Below are 20538 nucleotides of genomic sequence, written 5' to 3' on the forward strand. Positions count from 1 at the left end.
ATGAGTTAAAGAGGTTTTATAACCCTTTTTTTAACAAGAAATCCCTTCCCTCTTTCTGTCATGCTGACGATAGGAAGCATCTCCGTATTAATTAGGAGACTCTTCGCTGCCACTCAGAGTGACAACCGGTGTCAGGTAGCTTCCCCTACATTTGCCATTTTCCATCATAATTTTTCCATTTTTCTTGGGTCTTGGTCTTCTTGGAATTTGGACTCTTGGGTCTTTTTCTGCTTTTTATCAAGGAAAAAGATTGTAGAGAAAAAGGATGTATTTTCGATTATAATTGAGGTTTGTAGGTGAAATAATGCTCTTACTAAGGGTCTAAGAGACGCTTAGATCAGGATAGGAAGCATATTTTTCCATTTCAAGCTCATTCTATTCAGGAGATTACCACACGCGACTTGAGAACATGTACAAAACCCAATATTTACGGTAGTCGCGCTCGTAATGACGGAAATTTTTTAGGTTTTCCCTTTTAATAGCTCGCTAATAAAATTGCCGTCCTTAAATTTTAGAATTCTTGAAATTTGGGTCTTGGTCTCTTGGGGCTTGGGTCTTTCTACACTGCCTCCTGCCTACTTCCCCTCTTGGGTCTTACGAAGCATTACCCCTCATCATTAAACTCATTGTAGCAAGTTACTTTCAATGCCTGCTTAACGATACTGATTTCGGCATTTAAGTTTCCGATAAATTCACCATCTGTTTCTATCAAAACATTTTCTTTGCTTTCTATGCTCAGTTTCTCGGTTCTGTAGGTGTTTACTTTCGGATGTTTAATAAAACTGCCTGAAAACAGAAATAAAATGTTTCTTACTACTTCCATAGCCGGCAAGTCTTTAATTACTGTTAAATCAAATAATCCGTCTCCGGGATTCGCTGCCGGACCAAATTTCATACCTCCTCCGGCATATTTGCAAATACAAACACTCACATTGTATATGTTCTCATATATGTAAATGTCGTTAAAAGTGATTTTTAAACGACTTGAACGGTAAGCTCTCAATGACTTTAACAAAGCCAGTATATACGAGATTTTTCCGCCTTTTAAAGAGAGATTTGCTTTTTTTGTAACGATTCCGGCAAATCCAATGCTGGCTATATTCGCAAAGTACCTCTCTGTTTGCACTCCGTCTTTTTGGAAACTTATTTTCCCGCTGTCCTGAAAAATGTATTGCGGGTCTTTTAATGTGTTGACAAACGCTTTGGTATTGGTAGGGATTTTCATGGTTTTAACCCAGTCATTACCCGTTCCAACAGCAAACATACTTATCAAAATTTCTTCTGAGGGCTTATGCTTTTGCTGTAAAACACCATTAACAACTTCATTCAGCGTGCCATCTCCTCCCACCACACAAATCTTTTCAGCTCCATTGCTAATACATTCGATAGCCAATTTCGTAGCATCTCCATTTCCAATGGTAAAAAATTCTTTAAATTCTATATTGTTATTTATTAAAACCCTTTTGAGTTTTGGCCATTTTTTGATTCCTTTGCCACCTCCTGAAACAGGATTTATAATAAAAAACCAGGCATCTACCATAAAAAAAATTGAGAAGGCAAATATGATAAATTAATTTTAAAATAAATATTGATACATCGCTTATTTAAGATTATGGAAGATTTATGCTAAAATGTTTTCTAAAAGTTTGTTTAAGAACACTCGAATAAATATCTTTGCAATCCTTTTAAAAAGTGAGCAGATTATTTTTTGCACATTGTTGTTTTGACAGGACATAGGTTCAAATAGGTTTGAGCCGATAAATAAAATTTAAATTATGAAAAGGACATTTCAACCTTCAATAAGAAAAAGAAAGAATAAGCACGGTTTTCGTGATCGCATGAGCACTAAAAATGGTCGTAAAGTACTTTCAAGAAGAAGAGCTAAAGGAAGAAAAAGACTTACAGTTTCTGACGAAAGAAAGCTGAAGTAAATCTTTTTTTGAAAAATTTATAAAATATCTGCTATTAAAATATTTAAGGGCAGATATTTTTTTTATTTTTAGTCGTTGATATTTTTAAACGAAAGCCGACAATTTGAAAACATACGGTCTTTCAAAAAAAGAACGGCTAAAGAATAAGCCTCTCATTAAAGCTCTCTTTGAATCCGGAGAGCACCTAACTATCAGCCCCATAAAGTTCCTTTGGTTGCGAACAGAGTTTCAGGAGCCATACCCCGCTCAGGTGATATTTGCCGTTCCCACAAAAACATTTCGTAAAGCTTTTGAAAGAAATAAAATTAAACGTCTACTAAGGGAAGCATATCGCTTACACAAACCTGAAATTTATAAAATTTTTAACAGTGATGAATCGCAGTATGCATTAGGCCTGATTTTTATTAGCCGTAAAAAAGTAACTTTTGAGGTTATCTGCAAATCTTTGGAGCTTTTCATTAATCACTTAAAAGAAAATAAAGCATTTTCAACCCGGGAGTAGCTGAAATTCATCAATATAGCGCTGATTTTAATTTCATGGGTATTTTAGATAACTTTACAGAGAGTTAAAATAAATTAAAAATGAATATTCAATCAGGCAATTTCACAATAAATGCTCGTTTGAAAGATACCGGTACCAGTATTTTTTCAGTAATGTCAGCAAAGGCAGCAGAACATCAGGCAATTAATTTATCACAGGGTTTTCCCGATTTTGACGGTCCGGCGGCCTTAATTGAAAATGTGTATCGACACATGAAGTCAGGTAAAAATCAATATGCGCCAATGCCCGGCGTGCCGGAGTTACGAAATGAAATTGCCAAAAAATACAATACACAATATCAGTCTGATTTTAATCCCGAAAGTGAAATAACCGTTACAGCCGGCGCTACTCAGGCTATTTTTACTTTTATAATGAGTGTAGTCGGAAAGGGAGATGAGGTTATCTTATTCTCTCCTGCATATGATTGTTATGCTCCTGCAATTCGTTTAGCCGGCGGAATACCGGTTTTTATTAATCTCAGTGAGCCCGATTTTTCAATTGATAAGGAAAAGCTTGAAAAGGCATTTAACAGCCAAACAAAATTGATTGTCATTAATAACCCTCATAACCCTTGCGGCTCTGTTTTACCGGAAAGTGATATTCATTTTATAGCAGAGTTAACTAAAAATACAAATTGCCTGATTTTGAGCGATGAGGTATATGAACATATTGTTTTTGATGAAAATCGCTTTAAACCCATGAACCTCTATGATGGACTGCAAGACCGCACTCTTTCTGTTTATTCATTTGGAAAAAGTCTGCACTTTACCGGTTGGAAAATTGGATATGCAATAGGTTCTCCGCAGCTCACTAAAATTTTTAGAAGTGTTCATCAGTATAATGTGTTTAGTGTAAATACTCCCATGCAATATGCTTTAGCCGATTTTTTAAAGGATAATGAAACGCATTTGGATATATCAGATTTTTATCAAAAAAAACGTGATTTTTTCTATAATGGTTTGCTAAAAAGCAGGCTGAAGCCATTAAAGAGTTCAGGTACATATTTCTTGCTGGCAGACTATTCTGAGATTTCTGATATGGCTGATACGGAGTTTGCCATTCATCTGACGCAAAAATTTGGAGTTGCTTCTATTCCGCTAAGTCCATTTTACCCTACCGATGATAAACCAAAAGGGAAATACTTGCGTTTTTGTTTTGCTAAGCAAGAATCAACTTTAAAACAAGCACTGGAAAATTTATGGAAAATTTAAATGTAACTCTTGTACAGTTTGATATAGTATGGGAGAAAAAAATAGAAAATTTAAAAAAACTGGATCTTTTATTATCAAAAAATATAAAGGAAACGGATTTGATTATTTTACCGGAAATGTTTACAACCGGATTTAGTATGCGTCCTGAAAGATTAGCAGAAAGCATGAGTGGAAGTACAATTCAGTGGATGAAAAAAGTTGCGGAGGAATTTAATGCAGTAGTTTGCGGTAGTTTAGTTATAGAGGAAAACACCAATTATTTTAACAGAATGATTTGGATGCGTCCGGATGGCAGTTATAGTCATTATGATAAAAAACACTTGTTTTCATTAGTTGCAGAGCAAAATCATTATACAGCCGGAAATAGTCAAACTACTGTAAGTTTAAAAGGTTGGAATTGTTCGCTTCAGATTTGCTACGATTTAAGGTTTCCTGTTTGGTGCAGAAATAACAATCATTATGACCTGCAAATATTTGTAGCCAACTGGCCGGACAGAAGAATAGATGCCTGGAAAACATTGCTCAAAGCCAGAGCTATTGAAAACCAGACTTATATTGCCGCAGTTAACAGAGTAGGTTATGATGGAAATCAGATTTACCATTCCGGATACAGTTCTTTAATATCCCCGGACGGTGAAATTGTATGGAATGCTGCCGACAGTGAAGACGTTTCTACCATTGAACTAAACAAAGAGCATTTAGTCTCTTACAGAGATAAATTTCGTTTTTTAAACGATAAAGATAAATTTACTATTCACGAATAAAAGGTTTTTAAAAATATATGGAAAAAGCTATTTTAACGAAAAGCAATATAGAGGATGAATTTAGAAAAGTGCAGGTAAGGGTTTTTCGGCAGTTTAAGAAAAATCCTGATTTGAATGCTATTTTATTTTTAATCGGAATAAGGGAATTGGGAATTATCAAAAAGAAATTTTCTAAAGAAGAAAAACAAGACCTTATGCACATAGCCATTTGCAGACTTTTGAGTGAGGAAGGCTATTTTTTACTTGAAGGACAGGATAGCGATGGCTGGCCACATTGGAAACAAAATGAGTCCTTACCAAAACTTAGCCTGGAGGATCAGGAATTTCTTTTAAAAAAACAAGTTATTAGATATTTTGAAAAGATTTAACTTTGCACCAATATTCAATTTTTAAACATAAACATAAATTTATGAAACTACTAAGCTTACATTTTTTCTTATTGACTATCTTTGTCGCCTGTCAGGCAGGTACAAACGGTAATGCTGAGACTTCATCATCTGAAAGGACAGAAACTGCCGATAGGACAGAAACTGCGGAAAGAACGGAAACAATTACAAATCAAAACACAGAAATGGAAAGAACAGAAAGAACAGGCAACAATCGCTATGTAATCATAGAAACAAACCATGGCACTATTAAAGGTGAGTTATTTGAAGATAAGTCTCCAATTACAACAGAAAACTTTATTAAACTGGCTAAAGACGGTTTTTACGATGGTCTTATTTTTCACAGAGTAATACCTGACTTTATGATTCAGGGTGGTTGTCCTGACGGAACCGGAAGAGGTAACCCCGGTTATTCTATTCAGGACGAGTTTCATCCGGAGTTAAAGCATGATAGCCCGGGAATTTTTTCAATGGCTAATGCAGGCCCAAATACCGGAGGTAGTCAGTTTTTTATTACAACGGTTGCTACTCCATGGTTAGATGGCAGACACAGTATTTTTGGAAAAGTTTTGGAAGGAATGGAAGTTGTTAAAACTATAGAAGGCGTTGAGCGCAATCGTCAGGACAGACCGATGGAAGATGTTATCATGAAAAAAGTCACTATAGTAGACGAACTTTAAACCACACTTACATTTATGAGTGAAGCTTCTAAAGCAGTATCTTTTTCCAATTTAAACAGGCATCAATTACTGGATAACATACAAAACACTAAGTGGGACGTAATTATTATTGGTGGCGGAATTACAGGAGCGGGTACTGCTTTAGATTTAGCTTCAAGAGGATTTAAAACACTTGTTTTAGAAAAAAATGATTTTGCTTTCGGTACCAGCAGCCGGTCTACAAAGCTAATTCATGGCGGACTGAGATATCTGAAGCAAATGGAGTTCAAGCTTGTCAGAGAAGTAGGACTCGAAAGAGCTATTGTTCATAAGATAGCTCCGCATTTAGTTATTCCGGAGAAAATGTTATTGCCCATATTTGAAAAGGGAAATTTAGGTAAGTGGATGACTTCCTTTGCCCTTTCAGTATATGATTATCTGGCAAATGTTCAAAAAATTGATAAAAAGAAGCGTTTAGGCAAAAAAGATACACTTCTTAATGAGCCTTTACTGAAAGAATCACTGGTTAAAAGTGGATTTTTATATAGTGAGTATCGCACTGATGATGCCCGTTTGGTTATTGAATTGTTAAAAACGGCTGCTGTCTATAATGCATCGGCTGTCAATTACATCAATGTAAAAGGGTTTATCTATAAAGAGGGTAAAATTTCAGGTTTAGTTGCGGAAGATAAAATCAATAATTCTGAGCTTGAGCTAAATGCTGATTTTGTAATTAATGCAGCCGGTCCCTGGGTTGATAATTTAAGAAAATTAGATGGTTCGCTGAGTCAAAAGCGATTGCAGTTAACCCGTGGAATACATTTAGTATTTCCAAAAGAAAAAATACCTATTAAACAATCCATGTACTTTGATTCTGCTGATGGCAGAATGATATTTGCAATCCCACGCGAAAGAATAGTTTATTTAGGAACTACCGATACGGTATATGATAAAAATCCTGATAACCCTTTCGTAACAAAAGAGGATGTTAAATATTTATTAAAAAGTATAAACAGAGTTCTAAAGGGAGTTGACTTGACCGAGTCTGATATTGAATCCAGCTGGGCAGGATTAAGACCTCTGATTTTTGAAGAGGGCAAGGAGCCCTCAGAACTTTCGAGAAAAGATGAAGTGTTTATATCTGAATCCGGTCTGATATCTATTGCCGGCGGCAAGTTGACAGGTTACCGCAAAATGGCAGAGCGTCTCACTAACTATATAGTTAAACAAAAGGGACTCAAATATGAAGATTATCCCTGCAAAACAGATAGCATTAAGCTGGTAGGAGCCGAAAAAGCAGATGACAAAACATTTATGGCACTACAGTTTGATAAATGGATTGAGCTCGTTGGAAAAGGTGAAGAAGTGCCTTATATGATTTATTTTCATCGTTACGGAACACAATTATATTCTATAATAGAAAAAGCATTAAAAAATGTACGTTCCGGATTACACCCCTATAATGCTCTTTTGATGGCCGAAGTTGAATATTCAGTTCATTTTGAAATGGTTTATCACCCCAATGATTTTTTAATCAGAAGAACGGGCAATCTTTATTTTGAAAGGCCTTTTTACATGAATAAAACAGAAGCTGTTTCCGGTTGGATAGCTTCCTTTCTAAACATTGATGAAGAAACTCAAAAGGAATGGGAAAAGGCTGTGAAAAAAGAGTTTGATGAGGTTATGAATTTTATCGGCTGAGTCGGTAATTAATTTACGCATGAGTTATGAAACATAATAAAATTTTAGCCATTATAGCCCTCTCGGGTTTTTTATCGGTAATGATTGGTGCAATGGCAGCTCATTGGCTTGATGATATTATAGATGAACAAGCTATTAAAAATATTGAAACGGCATTATTATTTCAAATCTTCCACACGCTTTCCGCTTTAATCATTTTGCTTCTTTGCCTTCAGTATAAAAATATTAGCATCATAATTCCTAAATTGATGCTTTTCGGGATATTGCTTTTTTCCGGGAGCATTTACTTACTGGCATTCAGTGAGTATATACCTTCTTTTGTTAGAGGAATAGCCGGCCCCGTGACACCTGTCGGGGGGATATTGTTTTTGGTAGCCTGGGGGATATTACTTTTTAATTCTTTGAAAAAATAAAAAAAGGGAAGCTGTTTAATATAGCTTCCCTTTCGTGTGTTTTTAATAAACCAATCTTTATTTAAGAAGGTGAATCGTTCCGGTTTTATCACGCTCTACCATTTCATCATCTTCATAACGAACAAAGTAAACGTATGTACCATTTGGTTGAAGGCTGCCTTTAAAGGTTCCGTTCCATCCCATCTGGTCGTCATTTGTTTCAAATACCAACTCACCCCAACGATTAAAAATCCGGAAGTACTTTAAGTTATAACGCCCAATCAAGAACACATTAATCGTAGCATTTTCACCTCCTCTGCCTGGAGCAAAAGCATTAGGTACGAATATGTCAGAAAGGAATTCTACTTCAATGAAAACAGAATCTGTACCTGTACAGCCATTCATGTTTGTCGCTGTAACATAATACCAGGTTGAACTATCAGGAGTTGCTATAGGTGAGCAACTATTGGCATTATCCAACCACATATCAGGTGACCAAACACAATCACTGGCATCTATTGCTTCTAATTGAACGGTTTCACCCTGGAATATAGTTGTGATTCCTGTTTCTGAATCCGGTTGCGGATCTACAGTGGTAGCCGTAAGTGCCGGTGTGAATACAGTTGCTTCTATGCTATCTGTAATAGAACACCCCTCAGGACTGGTAGCTGTAAGGTAGTAAAAGCTTGAAATGTCATCTTCTGTATTATTTTCTAAAGAGATAATTGTATTTCCTACATTTGGATTATCTATTCCTTCTTCAGGTGACCAAACATAAGTATAACCCGGTAACCCTTGCGTTCCAATAGAAGCGGTTTCTCCCGGACAAACAAAAACATCTGTTCCGGCATCAACTTCAGGTATGCTTAAATCTACGGTTACTTCAGCAGAATTTACACAAGTAGTAGCTGTATTTATTACTGTTACGGTATATGTGGTTTCTACATCAGGAAACACTAATGGATTCTGTGTTTCTGTATCAACTATATTTACATCCGGTGACCAACTGTAATCATTTCCTCCTGAAGCTGTCAGTTGAATCGTATCACCTAAACAAATCAGGGTATCATTAGAAACATTTACAGTAGGTAAAGGATTAACATTTACCAGAACAGTGTCGGTAATTACACAAATACCTTCTACAACTGTTACTACATATTGCGTATTTGTTTCTGGGAATACGGTTGGATTAGCAGAAGTGGTATCATCTATGAAGCTATTGGGAGTCCAGCTGTAATCAGTAGCTCCACTTACAAATAATTGTACTGAATCTCCTATACAAATATCCTGTTCATCACTTACGATAAGTTCCGGTACAGGAATTACTTCTATTGTTATGGTATCAGAAACCGGAGGGCAATTATTAGAAGTTCCGGTAACTACATAAGTTGTTGTAGTCGTAGGGAAGGCCACAGGGTTTGAAATGTTAGCATCCGAGAGACCGGTAGCAGGCTCCCAGGTGAAATTTGGTGCACCACTTGCGCTTAGCTGTATAAATTCACCCTCGCAAATTGTAACAGTATCGGCATCGGGTAAAAGTGTCAGACTCAGCTCTGTAGCAACGCTTACTTCTACCGTGTCAGAAGCTACACAAAAATCATTTTCACCGGTTAGTATATACTGAATAGTAGAAGTTGGAAACACTTCCGCATTAACTACTGTTGGGTCTGTCATAAAAGTGGAAGGAGACCAGTAAGAAGTGTCTGCATCTGAAAAAGCCTGAGTAAGTATTAGGGTATCATTCGTACAAATAATTTGATCCGGACCGGCAGATACCTGCGGTATTGGGATGACATTTACCATTATCTCGGCTGTATCCGGCGGACATAACCCGATTCGACCGACTACAGTATATAGTGTTGAGTCTAAGGGGTTGGCTATCGGGTTCTTAATATTCGGGTCACTAAGAGTTGCTTCCGGAGTCCAATTATATAAAAAGGCACCCGAAGCATCTAATTGTACTGTTTCTCCTGCACAAACAGTTGTATCAGCGAATGGAACTTGTACATCAATATTATCCTGAATAAATAAAGTTATACTTTGAAAGGCTTGACCTGTACACGGGTTTATAAGACTTAATGTTAAGCTGTCACCTCCTAAGTTTAATGAATCAACAAGCACTTCAACGAGTAAGGAGACTGAAGTGTCACCCGGTTGAATAACTACACTGTCCGGTAAAGGATTGTAGTTAATGCCCGGCAGAGCCGTTCCGCTTTGATCAAAAAATATGGTAATAGGGTCTGAGCTTGTAAAGTTAGTAGAAAACTCAATAATCCCATTATTACAACCCGCTACAGCGAAAGGAATACCGGCTTCGGTGGTTACATCTAAAAATATTTCAGGACTACTTATCTCCTCAATAAATACACCTGAATTGAATGCGCCGTCAAAAACATCTGCCACAGCCAGTTTTAAAGTATAGGTTTGGCAAGGAACTACTTCAATCTCTGCCGTTAAAATGGTAGTTATACCATCAAATACTATAGATGAAAATGTTGGTGAGCCGGCTAATTCGTTATTGACAAATAAACTGGAGTATGCCAGTGATTCACCGGGGCCCGTACATCCACCTGTGCCAAAGATACCCGGCACTCCGGAGTTTATTGAATTAATGGCAACAGGTAAATTCGTGCCCGGAATGATTGCTATATTTTCCTGATTATAGTTTCCTCCTGCCGGATCCGGTCCGGTGATAAAAAACCCGAAAACATCATTAAATTCTGAACAAACGTAGTCCGGATATTCTTCCGAGCCAAATCTATATCTGAATCTAAGAGTGTCACCCTGAGGAATTACATTAAATTCCATAACACAAGCATCGTTTGTTGTTTGTGGTGCAACCAATTGGTTGAGAGTCGGATCCCCCGGAGTGCCTACTGTAGTACTCATAAAGAAGCTGGAAGGGTTAGCAACGTCGGTAACAATACCGGTAGTTAATAAAACACCCTCAGATATTCCCAGATTAGAGGTTCCTTCTTCAAAGCGGCCATAGGAATTTCCCCCACAGGTTATATTTACATTGGAAATAGTAACCCCTGAACCAACAAGGCTTTGCGCAAGTTGAACATCTGTTAATGTTTGGTCAATGACCAATTGACTCTTTACGGGTTTGTTAATTAAAACAAACATAAAAACTAAAAAAAGTAGTATCGATGATTTTTTATTCATTATTTAAACTTTAGGGTTCAAATCTAATTAGCTTATTAGAACTTTTCAAATGTTATTTAAAAAAAATTAAACAAAAAATTACATTATCTTAATAATGTAACATTGCCTTTTATGATTTCTGTGTCACCTGTATGATCTCTTACAATTAAGTAATATACATAAACGGCAACCGGTTGTTCTGCTCCCTGAAATGTGCCGTCCCATCCAATGTTTTCATCGGTAGTTTCAAACAATAATTGTCCCCAGCGATTGAAAATCTTAAACTCTTCTAATTGATAGGTGCCGGTAAGTATAGGCTTTAGCACGTCATTTAATCCATCGCCATCCGGAGTAAAACCGCTTGGTACTATTACTCCTTTTTCAAACTCTACAAAAATAGTAACGGAAGCTATAGCATCACAACCATCCGGACTAAGGCTTGTAACTGTATAAGTAGTGGTGGTATCCGGGCTCATAGAAACTGAACAGGAAAGAGGATTGTCAATCCCTGTTGTCGGGGACCAGCTACAGTCTACTCCATCAATTACATTTACAATTGCTGATTCACCTTCCATAATTACATAATTACCTTGATTGTCAGCAGGTGGAGATACCACAAATATATCTGCCTGAGCAGATGGAAAGACCGTTACTGCGACTGTGTCATATGCTACACATCCGTTTGCATCTGTAACTGCAAACACGTAATCTTCTATTAAATTAGAAGAACCGGGATTAGTAAGGCTTACTTCCGGATTTAGGATTTGGGCATTTGAGAGTCCACTAGTTGTTATCCATTCATAAGTATTTCCGGCTGCCGGGGATTGTGCATTTAAAAATCCGGAATCTCCTGTACAGAAACTGATATCTTCACCGGCATCTGCAACAGGACCTTCAATAGTTACTGTCATTGAGTCTATATTGCTGCAACCGGTTAATGTATTTGTACCTACTACATAAAAAGTAGTCGTATTTTGTAATTCAGCTGTTGGGTTTTGCGTATCCGGATTGTCCAATAAATCTTCCGGTGACCAACTATAAACATTTGCTCCGGATGCGGATAATGTAAATTCTTCATTTGTGCAGGCGGTAAAATCATCTGCCGCAATAACATCCGGTAAATTATTGACTTCTACTGTTACAGTACCGGTAACATCACAAATGGCTGTGGTAGTTACAAGTGTATAGGTAGTAGTTGTTTGAGGGAAAGCTAAAACAGTCGAAACATCATCAGCTGAGAGGCTATTTGACGGAGACCAGGAGTATGTATCCCCACCTTGTGCAGAGAGTTCAACTGTATCACCAATACAAATTACCTCATCTTGTGGTAACTGAAGGCCCGGGACAGGTATAACATTAACTGTAACAGAATCAGTTACCGGTGGACAATTATTTGAAGTAGCGACTACAACATAAGTCGTAGTATCTGTAGGTGTTGCTATAGGATTTGCTGAGTTTGGATTGTTCAAGCTTGCTGTTGGAGTCCATGAGTAATTTGCACCTCCGGTAGCAAAAAGTTGAACACTGTTTCCTTCACAAATGGAAGTATCTGCACTTACAGATAAATTTAATTCTGTTTCAACAAATATAATCATTGAATCTGTAAACGAGCAACCATTGTTGTCACCGGTAAAAAAATACTCTGTACTTACGGTTGGAAAAGCAACCGGATTTACAACATTCGGATCTACTAAACTGCCGGTCGGTTCCCAGCTCACACTATTAGCATCACTTATTGCATCACTGATTACGACCGAATCACCCTGACAGATGGTTAAATCGGGACCGGCAAAAACAAAGGGCTGTGGGCTCACATTTATGGTGATTTCTGCTGTGTCGGGCGGACAGAGCCCAATCCGCCCTACGACTTGATAAATGGTTGTATCTGTTGGGGTAGCAACAGGGTCGGCTATATTCGGGTTGTCAAGACTGTTAGTGGGTGTCCAATTATATAAAAAGGCACCTGAAACACCCAATTGCACGCTTTCTCCTTCACATATTGTAGTATCTGTAAATGGCACTTCAATTTCAATTTGATTTTGAATGAATAAAACGACACTGTCAAATGCTTGATTTGTACATGGATTAATAAGACTTATAACTATTGAATCTCCACCTACACCGAATGTGTCTATTAGGGGTACTACTGTAACTGTTGCGGATGTATCTCCCGGCATTATTGTTACACTATCCTGAAAGGGTTCATAATTAATACCCGGGACAGCATCTCCTCCAATACTATAAAAAACAGTGATGGGATCCTGACTGGTAAAATTTGAAGTAAAAGTTAATATCCCATTATTGCAACCTGCGATAGCAAAGGGAGTGCCTGCTTCTGTTTCTATGCCTAAGGTGATTTCCGGGCTGGTTAACTCCTCAATGAAAACACCTGAATCAAAAGCTCCGTCAACGACATCTGCAACGGCAAGCTTTAGCGTATACGTTTCACAGGGAACCACTTCAATTTCAGCAGTTAAAGTAGTGGTGATGCCATCAAAGGCTATTGTTCCAAAGGTAGGAGATCCGGGTAACTCATTGTTTACATATAAGGCAGAATAAGCCAATGACTCACCTGGACCATTACATCCACCGGCCCCAAATATACCCGGTATTCCTGAATTAATTGAGTTAATCGCAACCGGTAAATTAGTTCCGGGAATAATAGCGATATTATTTTGATTATAATTTCCTCCGGCAGGATTTGGCCCGGAAATAAAAAATCCGAAAACATCATTAAACTGAGAACATACATAATCAGGATATTCTTCAGAACCAAATCTATACCTAAAACGTAGGGTGTCTCCTTGAGGGATTACATCAAACTGCATGACACAAGCATCATTAGTTGTTTGTGGAGCTACTATTTGATTTAATGTCGGGTCTCCGGGTGTGCCAATAGTTGAACTCATGAAAAAGCTGGAAGGGTTGGCCACTTCTGTAACATTTCCGGTTGTTAATAATACGCCTTCAGGTAATCCGATATTTGATGTTCCGGCTTCAAAGCGACCGTATGAATTTGCTCCGCAAGTTATAGTTACATTTGAAATTGCAACCCCTGAGCCTACTAGACTTTGTGCCAGTTGCTGGTTTGTTAACGTTTGGTCAATGATTAACTGTGCATGTATTGTATTATGTACAAAAAAGCTGAAACAGAAAATGAACAGAAACTTATGTAGATTAGCATTCATAAATCATGAATTATTAGTTAGTTTTAAAGTTGATTGTTTTAAGATTACAATTTTTTAATTTTGCTGAAGACAATCAATACTACAAACTTAACAAATTCTTAATAAATATTCAATTTACTTGCTTTACAATGTTTAATACAAATTTTGCTGAAATTAAAGTTCATAAAAAGGCTCTTAAATTCAATGTTTCAGACGATTGTAAAGTAAAAAAATAATTTATGCAAATTCATGCCCTTTCTTACTTTAGACAAATTGACAAATAAATGGGATTAATTGCATCACAGGGTATTAAAAACTCAATTTGGTCCTATATTGGAATGCTTGTCGGCTATTTGAATGTAATATTGTTACTACCCAATATACTACCGCTGGAGCAAGTCGGTCTAATCAGAGTACTTATAGACGTTTCTGTGATTTTTGCCCATATATGTGCTTTTGGTATGGCAAATGTACTTATCAGAAATTATCCTGCCTACAAAGATTCCACTAAAATGAGATCCGGATTTTTCGGCTTTATGCATATTTGGATTTTCATTGGTTTTTTAATTTTTAGTTTCCTGTTTTTTCTTTTTAAAGAGCCCATACTTGATTTGGTTCGCACAGAGTCGCCTCTCGTAATTGATTATTACTTACTTATCTTTCCGATAGCCCTTTTCTCCCTTTACTTTAATATGCTTGATATTTACTCCAGAGCAAATCTTTCAAGCGTTTATCCCTCTTTTTTGAGAGATGTAATTTTAAGAATTGCCCTTTCCGTTTTATTAGTCTTTTATTATTTTCAGGAGTTTAATTTTGAGTTATTCCTGTTGTTTTTTACAGCTACCTATTTTTTAATAGCTTTAATGCAATTTCTTTTTTTAAAGAAAAAAAACTGGTATACCCTTTCGTTCGTTTCTGACTTTTTTAGCACTCAAAAGCTTAAACCGGTTCTCAAATATGGGTTTTTTACTTTAATGGCCGGTTTGTCCAGCATTTTAATTGCTATGATTGATACAGTTATGTTAACCGGTTTAGTGGGCTTAGATGCTGTGGCAATTTACGCAACTTCTTTTTTTATGGCTGCCGCTATTACTGTTCCGGCCAGATCTCTGTATAAAATTGTTTTTCCAATAGTTTCTGATAAATGGATGCATCACAAAAGAGAAGATGTTTTAAGCATTTACAGAAAAACTTCTGTAGCTAATGTGTTGACCGGAGGCTTTATTTTTCTTTGGGTAGTTGTCAACCACCAATATATTTATAAAATGATGCCTGATGTTTATGCACAGGGCTTTATCGTTTTTATTTATGTTGGTATTGGAAAACTGTTTGAAGCTTCAGCAGGTATAGGGTTTATGATTTTATCTGTATCAGAAAAATATAAGTTTGATACCTTCTTCAATCTGTTGTTATTAATTCTGGCGGTTGTACTAAACTATTTTTTAATCTCTGCATACGGTTTAAGCGGAGCTGCGATTGCCAGTTTTCTTTCATTAGTCATCATCAATACACTAAGATTAATTACAATTGCTTACTTTTTTAAGCTTTTTCCCTTTTACAGTAAAACCATTTTGGCTTGTGTAATTTGTATTGTCTGTTTCTTTGCAGGCTGGATTATACCGGAATTTTCATCCTTTTGGGTAAATATAATAATTAAATCTTTTGTTATGTTTGCTGTTTTTGTATTTTTATGTTGGAAGACAAATATTTATAAATTATTTAACGAGGAGTTAAAGTCTGTTTAAGCATATATAGTAAGGGTTTGGTTAAGGTATAAAGTTAAGAAGAATAATGCTTATAGATAATGAAATTTGTAAAATATATTTTTTGGCATAAAATCTGTTTACCAACTAAATTATTCATAAAAATTCTTAAAAAATGAAAGCATTAAATTTACTAATTTTAATTTGTCTTGTAACTGCAGGAAGTCTGTTTGCACGTCCTACATGTGATTTAGTCTTTTTCACGGAAGAAGGTGAAAGGTTCTATGTTGTATTAAACGGTGTTCGGCAAAATGATAGTCCTGAGACAAATGTTGCACTAAGAGATTTACAGCCCAACAGTTATCGTGTAAAAATTATTTTTGAAGATGAGGAATTAGGCGAAGTAAATCGTACAATCCACCCTGAAGCAGGCCATGAGTACATCATGAATATCAGGGAGCGTCGTGAAACGGGTGTCGGTCAGAAGTTTAGAAGAATTGCTACAGATTTAAATGCCCGTAGAGATGATGCAGACGATGATCGTGAACTTTATGTGTTGAGAACACTGGATGTGAATGTCCTCCCGGTTGAGCATACTCCTCCTGCCCAACAGCAAAGCAGACAACAAGCACCGGTATCCCATCAACAACACGGAGGTAGTGGAAATGTGACTGTTACAGAAACACATACCCACGGTACAAATCCTAATGGTGAAAGCGTGCATATTTCAGTAGATATGCAGATGGGCGGAATGGGTGTTGATATGCAAGTTAGAGAACACCATTCTCACTCGACACACCATCATACTACAACTACGACTACCAGTGCAGAACCTGTACCCGTTTCTCCAATTCCGGGATATAACGGACCTATAGGTTGTCATTACCCAATGGCTCCGGCTGATTTTCAAAGAGCAAAATCTTCTATTTCATCTCAGTCTTTTGAAGACAGTAAAATGAATATTGCCAAGCAAATGACCAGAAGCAATTGTTTGACAGCAGGTCAGGTTAGAGAAGTAATGACTTTATTTACATTTGAAGAAACCAAACTTGAGTATGCAAAATTTGCTTATGACTATACCCACGATCTGGGGAATTACTATATGGTAAATGATGTTTTTACCTATTCATTCTCTGTGGATGAGTTAAATGAGTACTTAATGAGCAGATAATTTTCACCCTTATTTGTCGCTAAAAATAAAAAAGGCGGGTAAAATGAATTACCCGCCTTTTTATTGATTAAATACTATGATAGCTATGCTGAAAAAGAACTTCCGCAACCGCAGGTTTCGTCTGCATTCGGGTTATTAAAAATAAATCCCCGGGCATTAAGACCATCCTGATAATCGACTTGCATTCCACTTAGGTATAAACCATGAGCTTTTTCAATGAAAACTTTAAGGCCATCCTGTTCAAAAACAGCATCGTTATCCTTTTTTTTATCAAAACCCATGATATAGGAAAATCCTGAACAACCACCTCCTTTTACTCCTATACGTAATCCTTGTTCTTCAGGTAAATTATGCTCTTTGAATAATTTTTTTAATTCCTGAATAGCTCCATCAGTAATTGATACTAGATTTTTATTTTCAACCATATTTTTAAAATTTGTGTAGATTACACAACAAAACTAAGTATTTTATAGTTCATAGGCTTTAATTTTGTACATTCGTCTGTCAAATTAGTGTCATTTTAAAGTACTTAAAACCATGTCAGAAGCCATATTTGATATAATGAAGATTACAATACCGGCAATTATTGTTTTTGCCACTGCGTATTTTGTAACAAAAAAAATCCTGGAAACAGAGTATAAAAAAATTCGTCTTGAAATGCAGATTGCAAGACAAAAAGAAGGCTTACCGGTCAGGCTTCAGGCTTATGAACGCTTAAGCTTATTCATTGAAAGGATTTCACCGGTAAATTTAGTGCAAAGGATACGTCAACCTCAAATGACGTCCAAGCAAATGCAAATGGCTTTGATTAGCTCTATCAGGGCAGAGTATGAGCATAATATCACACAGCAAATTTATGTTTCTCCCCAGCTTTGGGCAGAAATCTGCCTTATAAGAGATGATGTGGTCAAATTGGTAAACATGTCTGCATCAGAACTTCCGGAAAATGCAGGAGCTAAAGATTTAAGCAGAATCCTCTTAACGAAAGTTATGGAAGAAGAAGACAGTTTCTCTAAGGAAAGAGTAGTAGAAATAATGAAAAAGGAAGTGAAAGAGTTGTTTGGATAAGAAACCTGTAAATTCAACTTCCTGTAATTGCATTATTCAACAACAGGATTTCTTTAAGAGGGAAATCTGTTCAGATATTAAAATCTATTTTAGTAGTGATTATGTCTTTCTTTAAAGTCAAAAATCCAAATAGTATCGCCGTCTACAATTTTCTTTGTTTGTTCCGGCTCACCAACCGCTTCAAAATATTTTGTTTCTCCATCTATTTCATGAGCGTAAACTGTTGCATCAGGATTTTTTAAATGTAGCGTGTCTCCTTCATCTGTGATATAAATGCTTTTATCAGTTTTTATATCAGTGTCGGTACAAGAAATCATTAGAAAAAAAAGAGGGATAAGAGCAATTGTATTTTTCATAATTTAATTTTACTATAAATATAAGTAAAATAAAAAAAACTGCTAAGTTCTCAGCAGTTTTTTAGTGTTATATATCTTAAAATTTATAAAAAATCAGTCTAAATCAGGCAATGCAGCATAGTTTATTTTCAATGCATCACTTTTTCTCAACTCCTGTTTAACGTCACTAACAATACCCATTCTAACTTCCTGATCAACTCTTAGAGACCATGTCATGGCCGGTATAAGTCTTTCATCTACTTTATTTCTCTCCATTTCAACAAATAGTGCTATATCTTGCGGCGTTGAAAAGGCATCATTAAGCTGTATTCTGGGTGCTGTTCCTAATTGCTCAACATATTGTCTGGTTGGAGGGCCGATATAGATATTGCTCACAAGTGATTTAGGCTCTATAACTGTTATTTCAGATGCCTGAGGTAAGGTAACTCTTACCTTCAACTCCAATTCCCTAATCACGGTTACAACCATAAAAAAGAACAGTAGAATGAAAATAATATCAGGTAAAGAAGCGGTATTTATACCCGGCTTCCCTTTCCCTTTATCTTTTTTGAATTTACTCATAGTTCAGAATTAGTTTAATTTGAAACATCTTTTGGTTCTGCTTCAGAGATTCTCATTGGGTATTCGCTTCTTACAACACTCCGCAAATCCTCCGGTAAATCATCATAAAGTCTACCATACATACGTTGACTGTACTCATTTCTAAGTTCGGTATAAGCGGCTTTTAACTCATTCTGAACTTGAATGTACATATTGTAAGAGGTTCCTCTGTCATTTTGAAGAGAAATAACGGCATCATCCGGGCTATCAGATTTTCTTGGGTCACGACCTCTGTTATCAATAAACTCTTTAGAAGTTTGTCTCAACTGATTAATACTCAAAGGCTCATCTCTAACCAACAACTGATCATTTGCATTAATCAAAATTACTAAAGTGTTTCTTTGATTAATATCAACTACCGGAGGTGGTTCATCTGACCATGGTGGTAGCCTGTGAAGTATACCTCTGTCACTCTCGATGGTTGTTGTTACCAAAAAGAAAATTAAAAGCAGGAAAGCTATATCAGCCATTGAACCTGCATTAATTTCCTGAGATGGTTTTATTTTACTTCTTGCCATAAATGTAATATTGTTTGGCTATCTGAATTATTTAAAAACATTCATTACTTCTGTTACCACGCCGGCTACAATTGTAATTCCGGCAAGTAAATAAAAAGTTATAATACCGGCTCCTACCATTTGCACACCGCTGGGGGAAATACTAAATTTTTCTTCCATACCGGGGAATGTAAAGTCACTGGATGAAAGAGCATAGCCTATTCCGAAAACAACGGCAACTACTACTACTCCAACCACACTCCACAGTGCTTGTTTGGGATCTCTTAAGAGATGCATAACTCCAAACACAATTGCTGTAATTGCACAAATAGCTATTAATACATAAGCTGCGTAAATTGCAAAATCAATCATAATTATTGTTTTTTGACTACGTCATATTTTACAAGAATATCAACAAAAGAAATTGTTGCATCTTCCATATTGTTTACTAATCCATCTATTTTAGAAACGATGTAGTTGTAAAAAATTTGAAGAATAATGGCTACTATAAGACCAAATACGGTTGTTAAAAGTGCTACTTTAATACCACCTGCAACTAAAGATGGAGAAATATCACCTGCTGCTTCAATTGCATCGAATGCTCCGATCATACCAATTACCGTACCCATGAATCCTAACATCGGGGCCAAACTGATAAAGAGTGAAATCCATACCAATCCTTTTTCTAAAAGTCCCATTTGAACAGATCCATAAGAAACGATGGATTTTTCAACTACATCGACACCTTCTTTAACTCTGTCGAGCCCCTGATAGAAAATGCTGGCTACCGGACTTCGGTCGGCTTTGCAAATTTCCTTTGCTGCATCAACATTGCCATTTTTAAGTTCATTTTCAACCTGTTCCAATAGTTTTTTGGTATTGGTAGAAGCTAAATTGATGGTAATAATTCTTTCTAATGAAAAAGCTAATCCTAAGATTAAACAGATAAGAACTATACCCATAAATTCAGGACCACCTTCAATGAAGTATCTTTTGATTATCTGATGACCTCTCAGTTGCTCTTCTTCATCAGCTCCCGGAGTCGCAAGGTCGGCTAATTCAGGAACTTCTTCCTCAACTACTTCCTGAGCCTGTTCAGTTTCCTCTTCAATCATTTCAATTTCTTCATTCATCAAGTCTTCGTCTGCTGCGTCTTGTTCGGCAAACAAATTCATAGGAGCAATAAAAATGCTCATCATTAATACCAGGTTGAAAAAAATCGTTTTTTTCATAGTGTTCATTTT

The 20538-nt window shown here is 36.4% G+C and carries 21 protein-coding genes; 12 read left to right on the plus strand and 9 right to left on the minus strand.

From position 1 onward, the window contains the following. Positions 1-604: 604 nt before the first annotated feature. The gene (locus EA412_09015; protein ID TVR78289.1) at positions 605-1540 is read right to left on the minus strand and encodes a diacylglycerol kinase family lipid kinase; all 936 of its coding nucleotides are present in this window, start codon (positions 1538-1540) and stop codon (positions 605-607) included. A gap of 235 nt (positions 1541-1775) precedes the next feature. Between EA412_09015 and EA412_09020 the strand changes: the two genes are divergently transcribed. From EA412_09020 to EA412_09055, 8 genes are all read left to right on the plus strand, one after another. Next, entirely contained in the window at positions 1776-1931 is a 156-nt protein-coding gene (locus EA412_09020; protein ID TVR78290.1) for a 50S ribosomal protein L34, read from the plus strand. A gap of 103 nt (positions 1932-2034) precedes the next feature. Beyond that, positions 2035-2433 (plus strand): ribonuclease P protein component, encoded by a 399-nt coding sequence (locus tag EA412_09025; protein TVR78291.1) that lies wholly within the window; start codon positions 2035-2037, stop codon positions 2431-2433. Between the two features lie 80 nt (positions 2434-2513). Continuing rightward, positions 2514-3683: an aminotransferase class I/II-fold pyridoxal phosphate-dependent enzyme gene (locus EA412_09030; protein TVR78292.1), complete on the plus strand. Its 1170-nt coding sequence runs from the start codon at positions 2514-2516 to the stop codon at positions 3681-3683. Beyond that, the gene (locus EA412_09035) at positions 3671-4447 is read left to right on the plus strand and encodes an amidohydrolase (GenBank protein ID TVR78293.1); all 777 of its coding nucleotides are present in this window, start codon (positions 3671-3673) and stop codon (positions 4445-4447) included. The genes EA412_09030 and EA412_09035 overlap by 13 nt, the downstream gene beginning before the upstream one ends. 17 nt (positions 4448-4464) lie before the next feature. After that, positions 4465-4815 (plus strand): hypothetical protein, encoded by a 351-nt coding sequence (locus EA412_09040; protein ID TVR78294.1) that lies wholly within the window; start codon positions 4465-4467, stop codon positions 4813-4815. Positions 4816-5018: 203 nt separating this feature from the next. Next, positions 5019-5513 (plus strand): peptidylprolyl isomerase, encoded by a 495-nt coding sequence (locus EA412_09045; protein TVR78324.1) that lies wholly within the window; start codon positions 5019-5021, stop codon positions 5511-5513. A gap of 15 nt (positions 5514-5528) precedes the next feature. Next, complete coding sequence (locus EA412_09050) at positions 5529-7193, plus strand: glycerol-3-phosphate dehydrogenase/oxidase (protein TVR78295.1); 1665 nt, start codon at positions 5529-5531, stop codon at positions 7191-7193. Positions 7194-7219: 26 nt separating this feature from the next. After that, complete coding sequence (locus tag EA412_09055) at positions 7220-7606, plus strand: DUF423 domain-containing protein (protein TVR78296.1); 387 nt, start codon at positions 7220-7222, stop codon at positions 7604-7606. Between the two features lie 57 nt (positions 7607-7663). Here the strand turns inward: EA412_09055 and EA412_09060 are convergent, their stop codons facing one another. Both EA412_09060 and EA412_09065 read right to left on the minus strand, forming a co-directional pair. Continuing rightward, on the minus strand, positions 7664-10753 hold the full coding sequence (locus EA412_09060; GenBank protein TVR78297.1) for a gliding motility-associated C-terminal domain-containing protein: 3090 nt from the start codon (positions 10751-10753) through the stop codon (positions 7664-7666). Between the two features lie 83 nt (positions 10754-10836). After that, positions 10837-13920 (minus strand): gliding motility-associated C-terminal domain-containing protein, encoded by a 3084-nt coding sequence (locus EA412_09065; protein ID TVR78298.1) that lies wholly within the window; start codon positions 13918-13920, stop codon positions 10837-10839. Between the two features lie 29 nt (positions 13921-13949). Here EA412_09065 and EA412_09070 point away from each other — a divergent pair, with 29 nt between their 5' ends. The 3 genes from EA412_09070 to EA412_09080 all read left to right on the plus strand — a co-directional run bounded on the left by EA412_09070 (position 13950) and on the right by EA412_09080 (position 16773). After that, the gene (locus tag EA412_09070; protein TVR78299.1) at positions 13950-14135 is read left to right on the plus strand and encodes a hypothetical protein; all 186 of its coding nucleotides are present in this window, start codon (positions 13950-13952) and stop codon (positions 14133-14135) included. Between the two features lie 48 nt (positions 14136-14183). Continuing rightward, positions 14184-15644, plus strand: coding sequence for a hypothetical protein (locus tag EA412_09075; protein TVR78300.1), 1461 nt, complete (start codon positions 14184-14186; stop codon positions 15642-15644). Between the two features lie 133 nt (positions 15645-15777). Then, positions 15778-16773 carry a DUF4476 domain-containing protein gene (locus EA412_09080; GenBank protein TVR78301.1) on the plus strand — a complete coding sequence of 332 codons (996 nt, stop codon included), beginning with the start codon at positions 15778-15780 and terminating at the stop codon, positions 16771-16773. A gap of 83 nt (positions 16774-16856) precedes the next feature. Here EA412_09080 and EA412_09085 read toward each other — a convergent pair whose 3' ends face one another. Next, entirely contained in the window at positions 16857-17198 is a 342-nt protein-coding gene (locus tag EA412_09085; GenBank protein TVR78302.1) for an iron-sulfur cluster assembly accessory protein, read from the minus strand. 112 nt (positions 17199-17310) lie between these two features. Here EA412_09085 and EA412_09090 point away from each other — a divergent pair, with 112 nt between their 5' ends. Then, positions 17311-17841, plus strand: a complete 531-nt coding sequence (locus EA412_09090; GenBank protein TVR78303.1) for a hypothetical protein — start codon at positions 17311-17313, stop codon at positions 17839-17841. 89 nt (positions 17842-17930) lie between these two features. Here the strand turns inward: EA412_09090 and EA412_09095 are convergent, their stop codons facing one another. From EA412_09095 to EA412_09115, 5 genes are all read right to left on the minus strand, one after another. Continuing rightward, positions 17931-18197: a hypothetical protein gene (locus tag EA412_09095; protein TVR78304.1), complete on the minus strand. Its 267-nt coding sequence runs from the start codon at positions 18195-18197 to the stop codon at positions 17931-17933. 93 nt (positions 18198-18290) lie between these two features. Then, positions 18291-18758: a biopolymer transporter ExbD gene (locus tag EA412_09100; GenBank protein TVR78305.1), complete on the minus strand. Its 468-nt coding sequence runs from the start codon at positions 18756-18758 to the stop codon at positions 18291-18293. Positions 18759-18772: 14 nt separating this feature from the next. Then, a complete protein-coding gene (locus tag EA412_09105) occupies positions 18773-19315 on the minus strand; it encodes a biopolymer transporter ExbD (protein TVR78306.1) in 543 nt (180 codons plus the stop codon). 27 nt (positions 19316-19342) lie between these two features. Further along, positions 19343-19666 carry a hypothetical protein gene (locus tag EA412_09110; GenBank protein TVR78307.1) on the minus strand — a complete coding sequence of 108 codons (324 nt, stop codon included), beginning with the start codon at positions 19664-19666 and terminating at the stop codon, positions 19343-19345. A 2-nt stretch (positions 19667-19668) separates the two neighbouring features. After that, a complete protein-coding gene (locus EA412_09115) occupies positions 19669-20526 on the minus strand; it encodes a MotA/TolQ/ExbB proton channel family protein (GenBank protein TVR78308.1) in 858 nt (285 codons plus the stop codon). Between the last annotated feature and the right edge of the window lie 12 nt (positions 20527-20538).

Source organism: Chitinophagaceae bacterium (assembly GCA_007695095.1).
Lineage (GTDB): Bacteria > Bacteroidota > Bacteroidia > Chitinophagales > REEL01 > REEL01.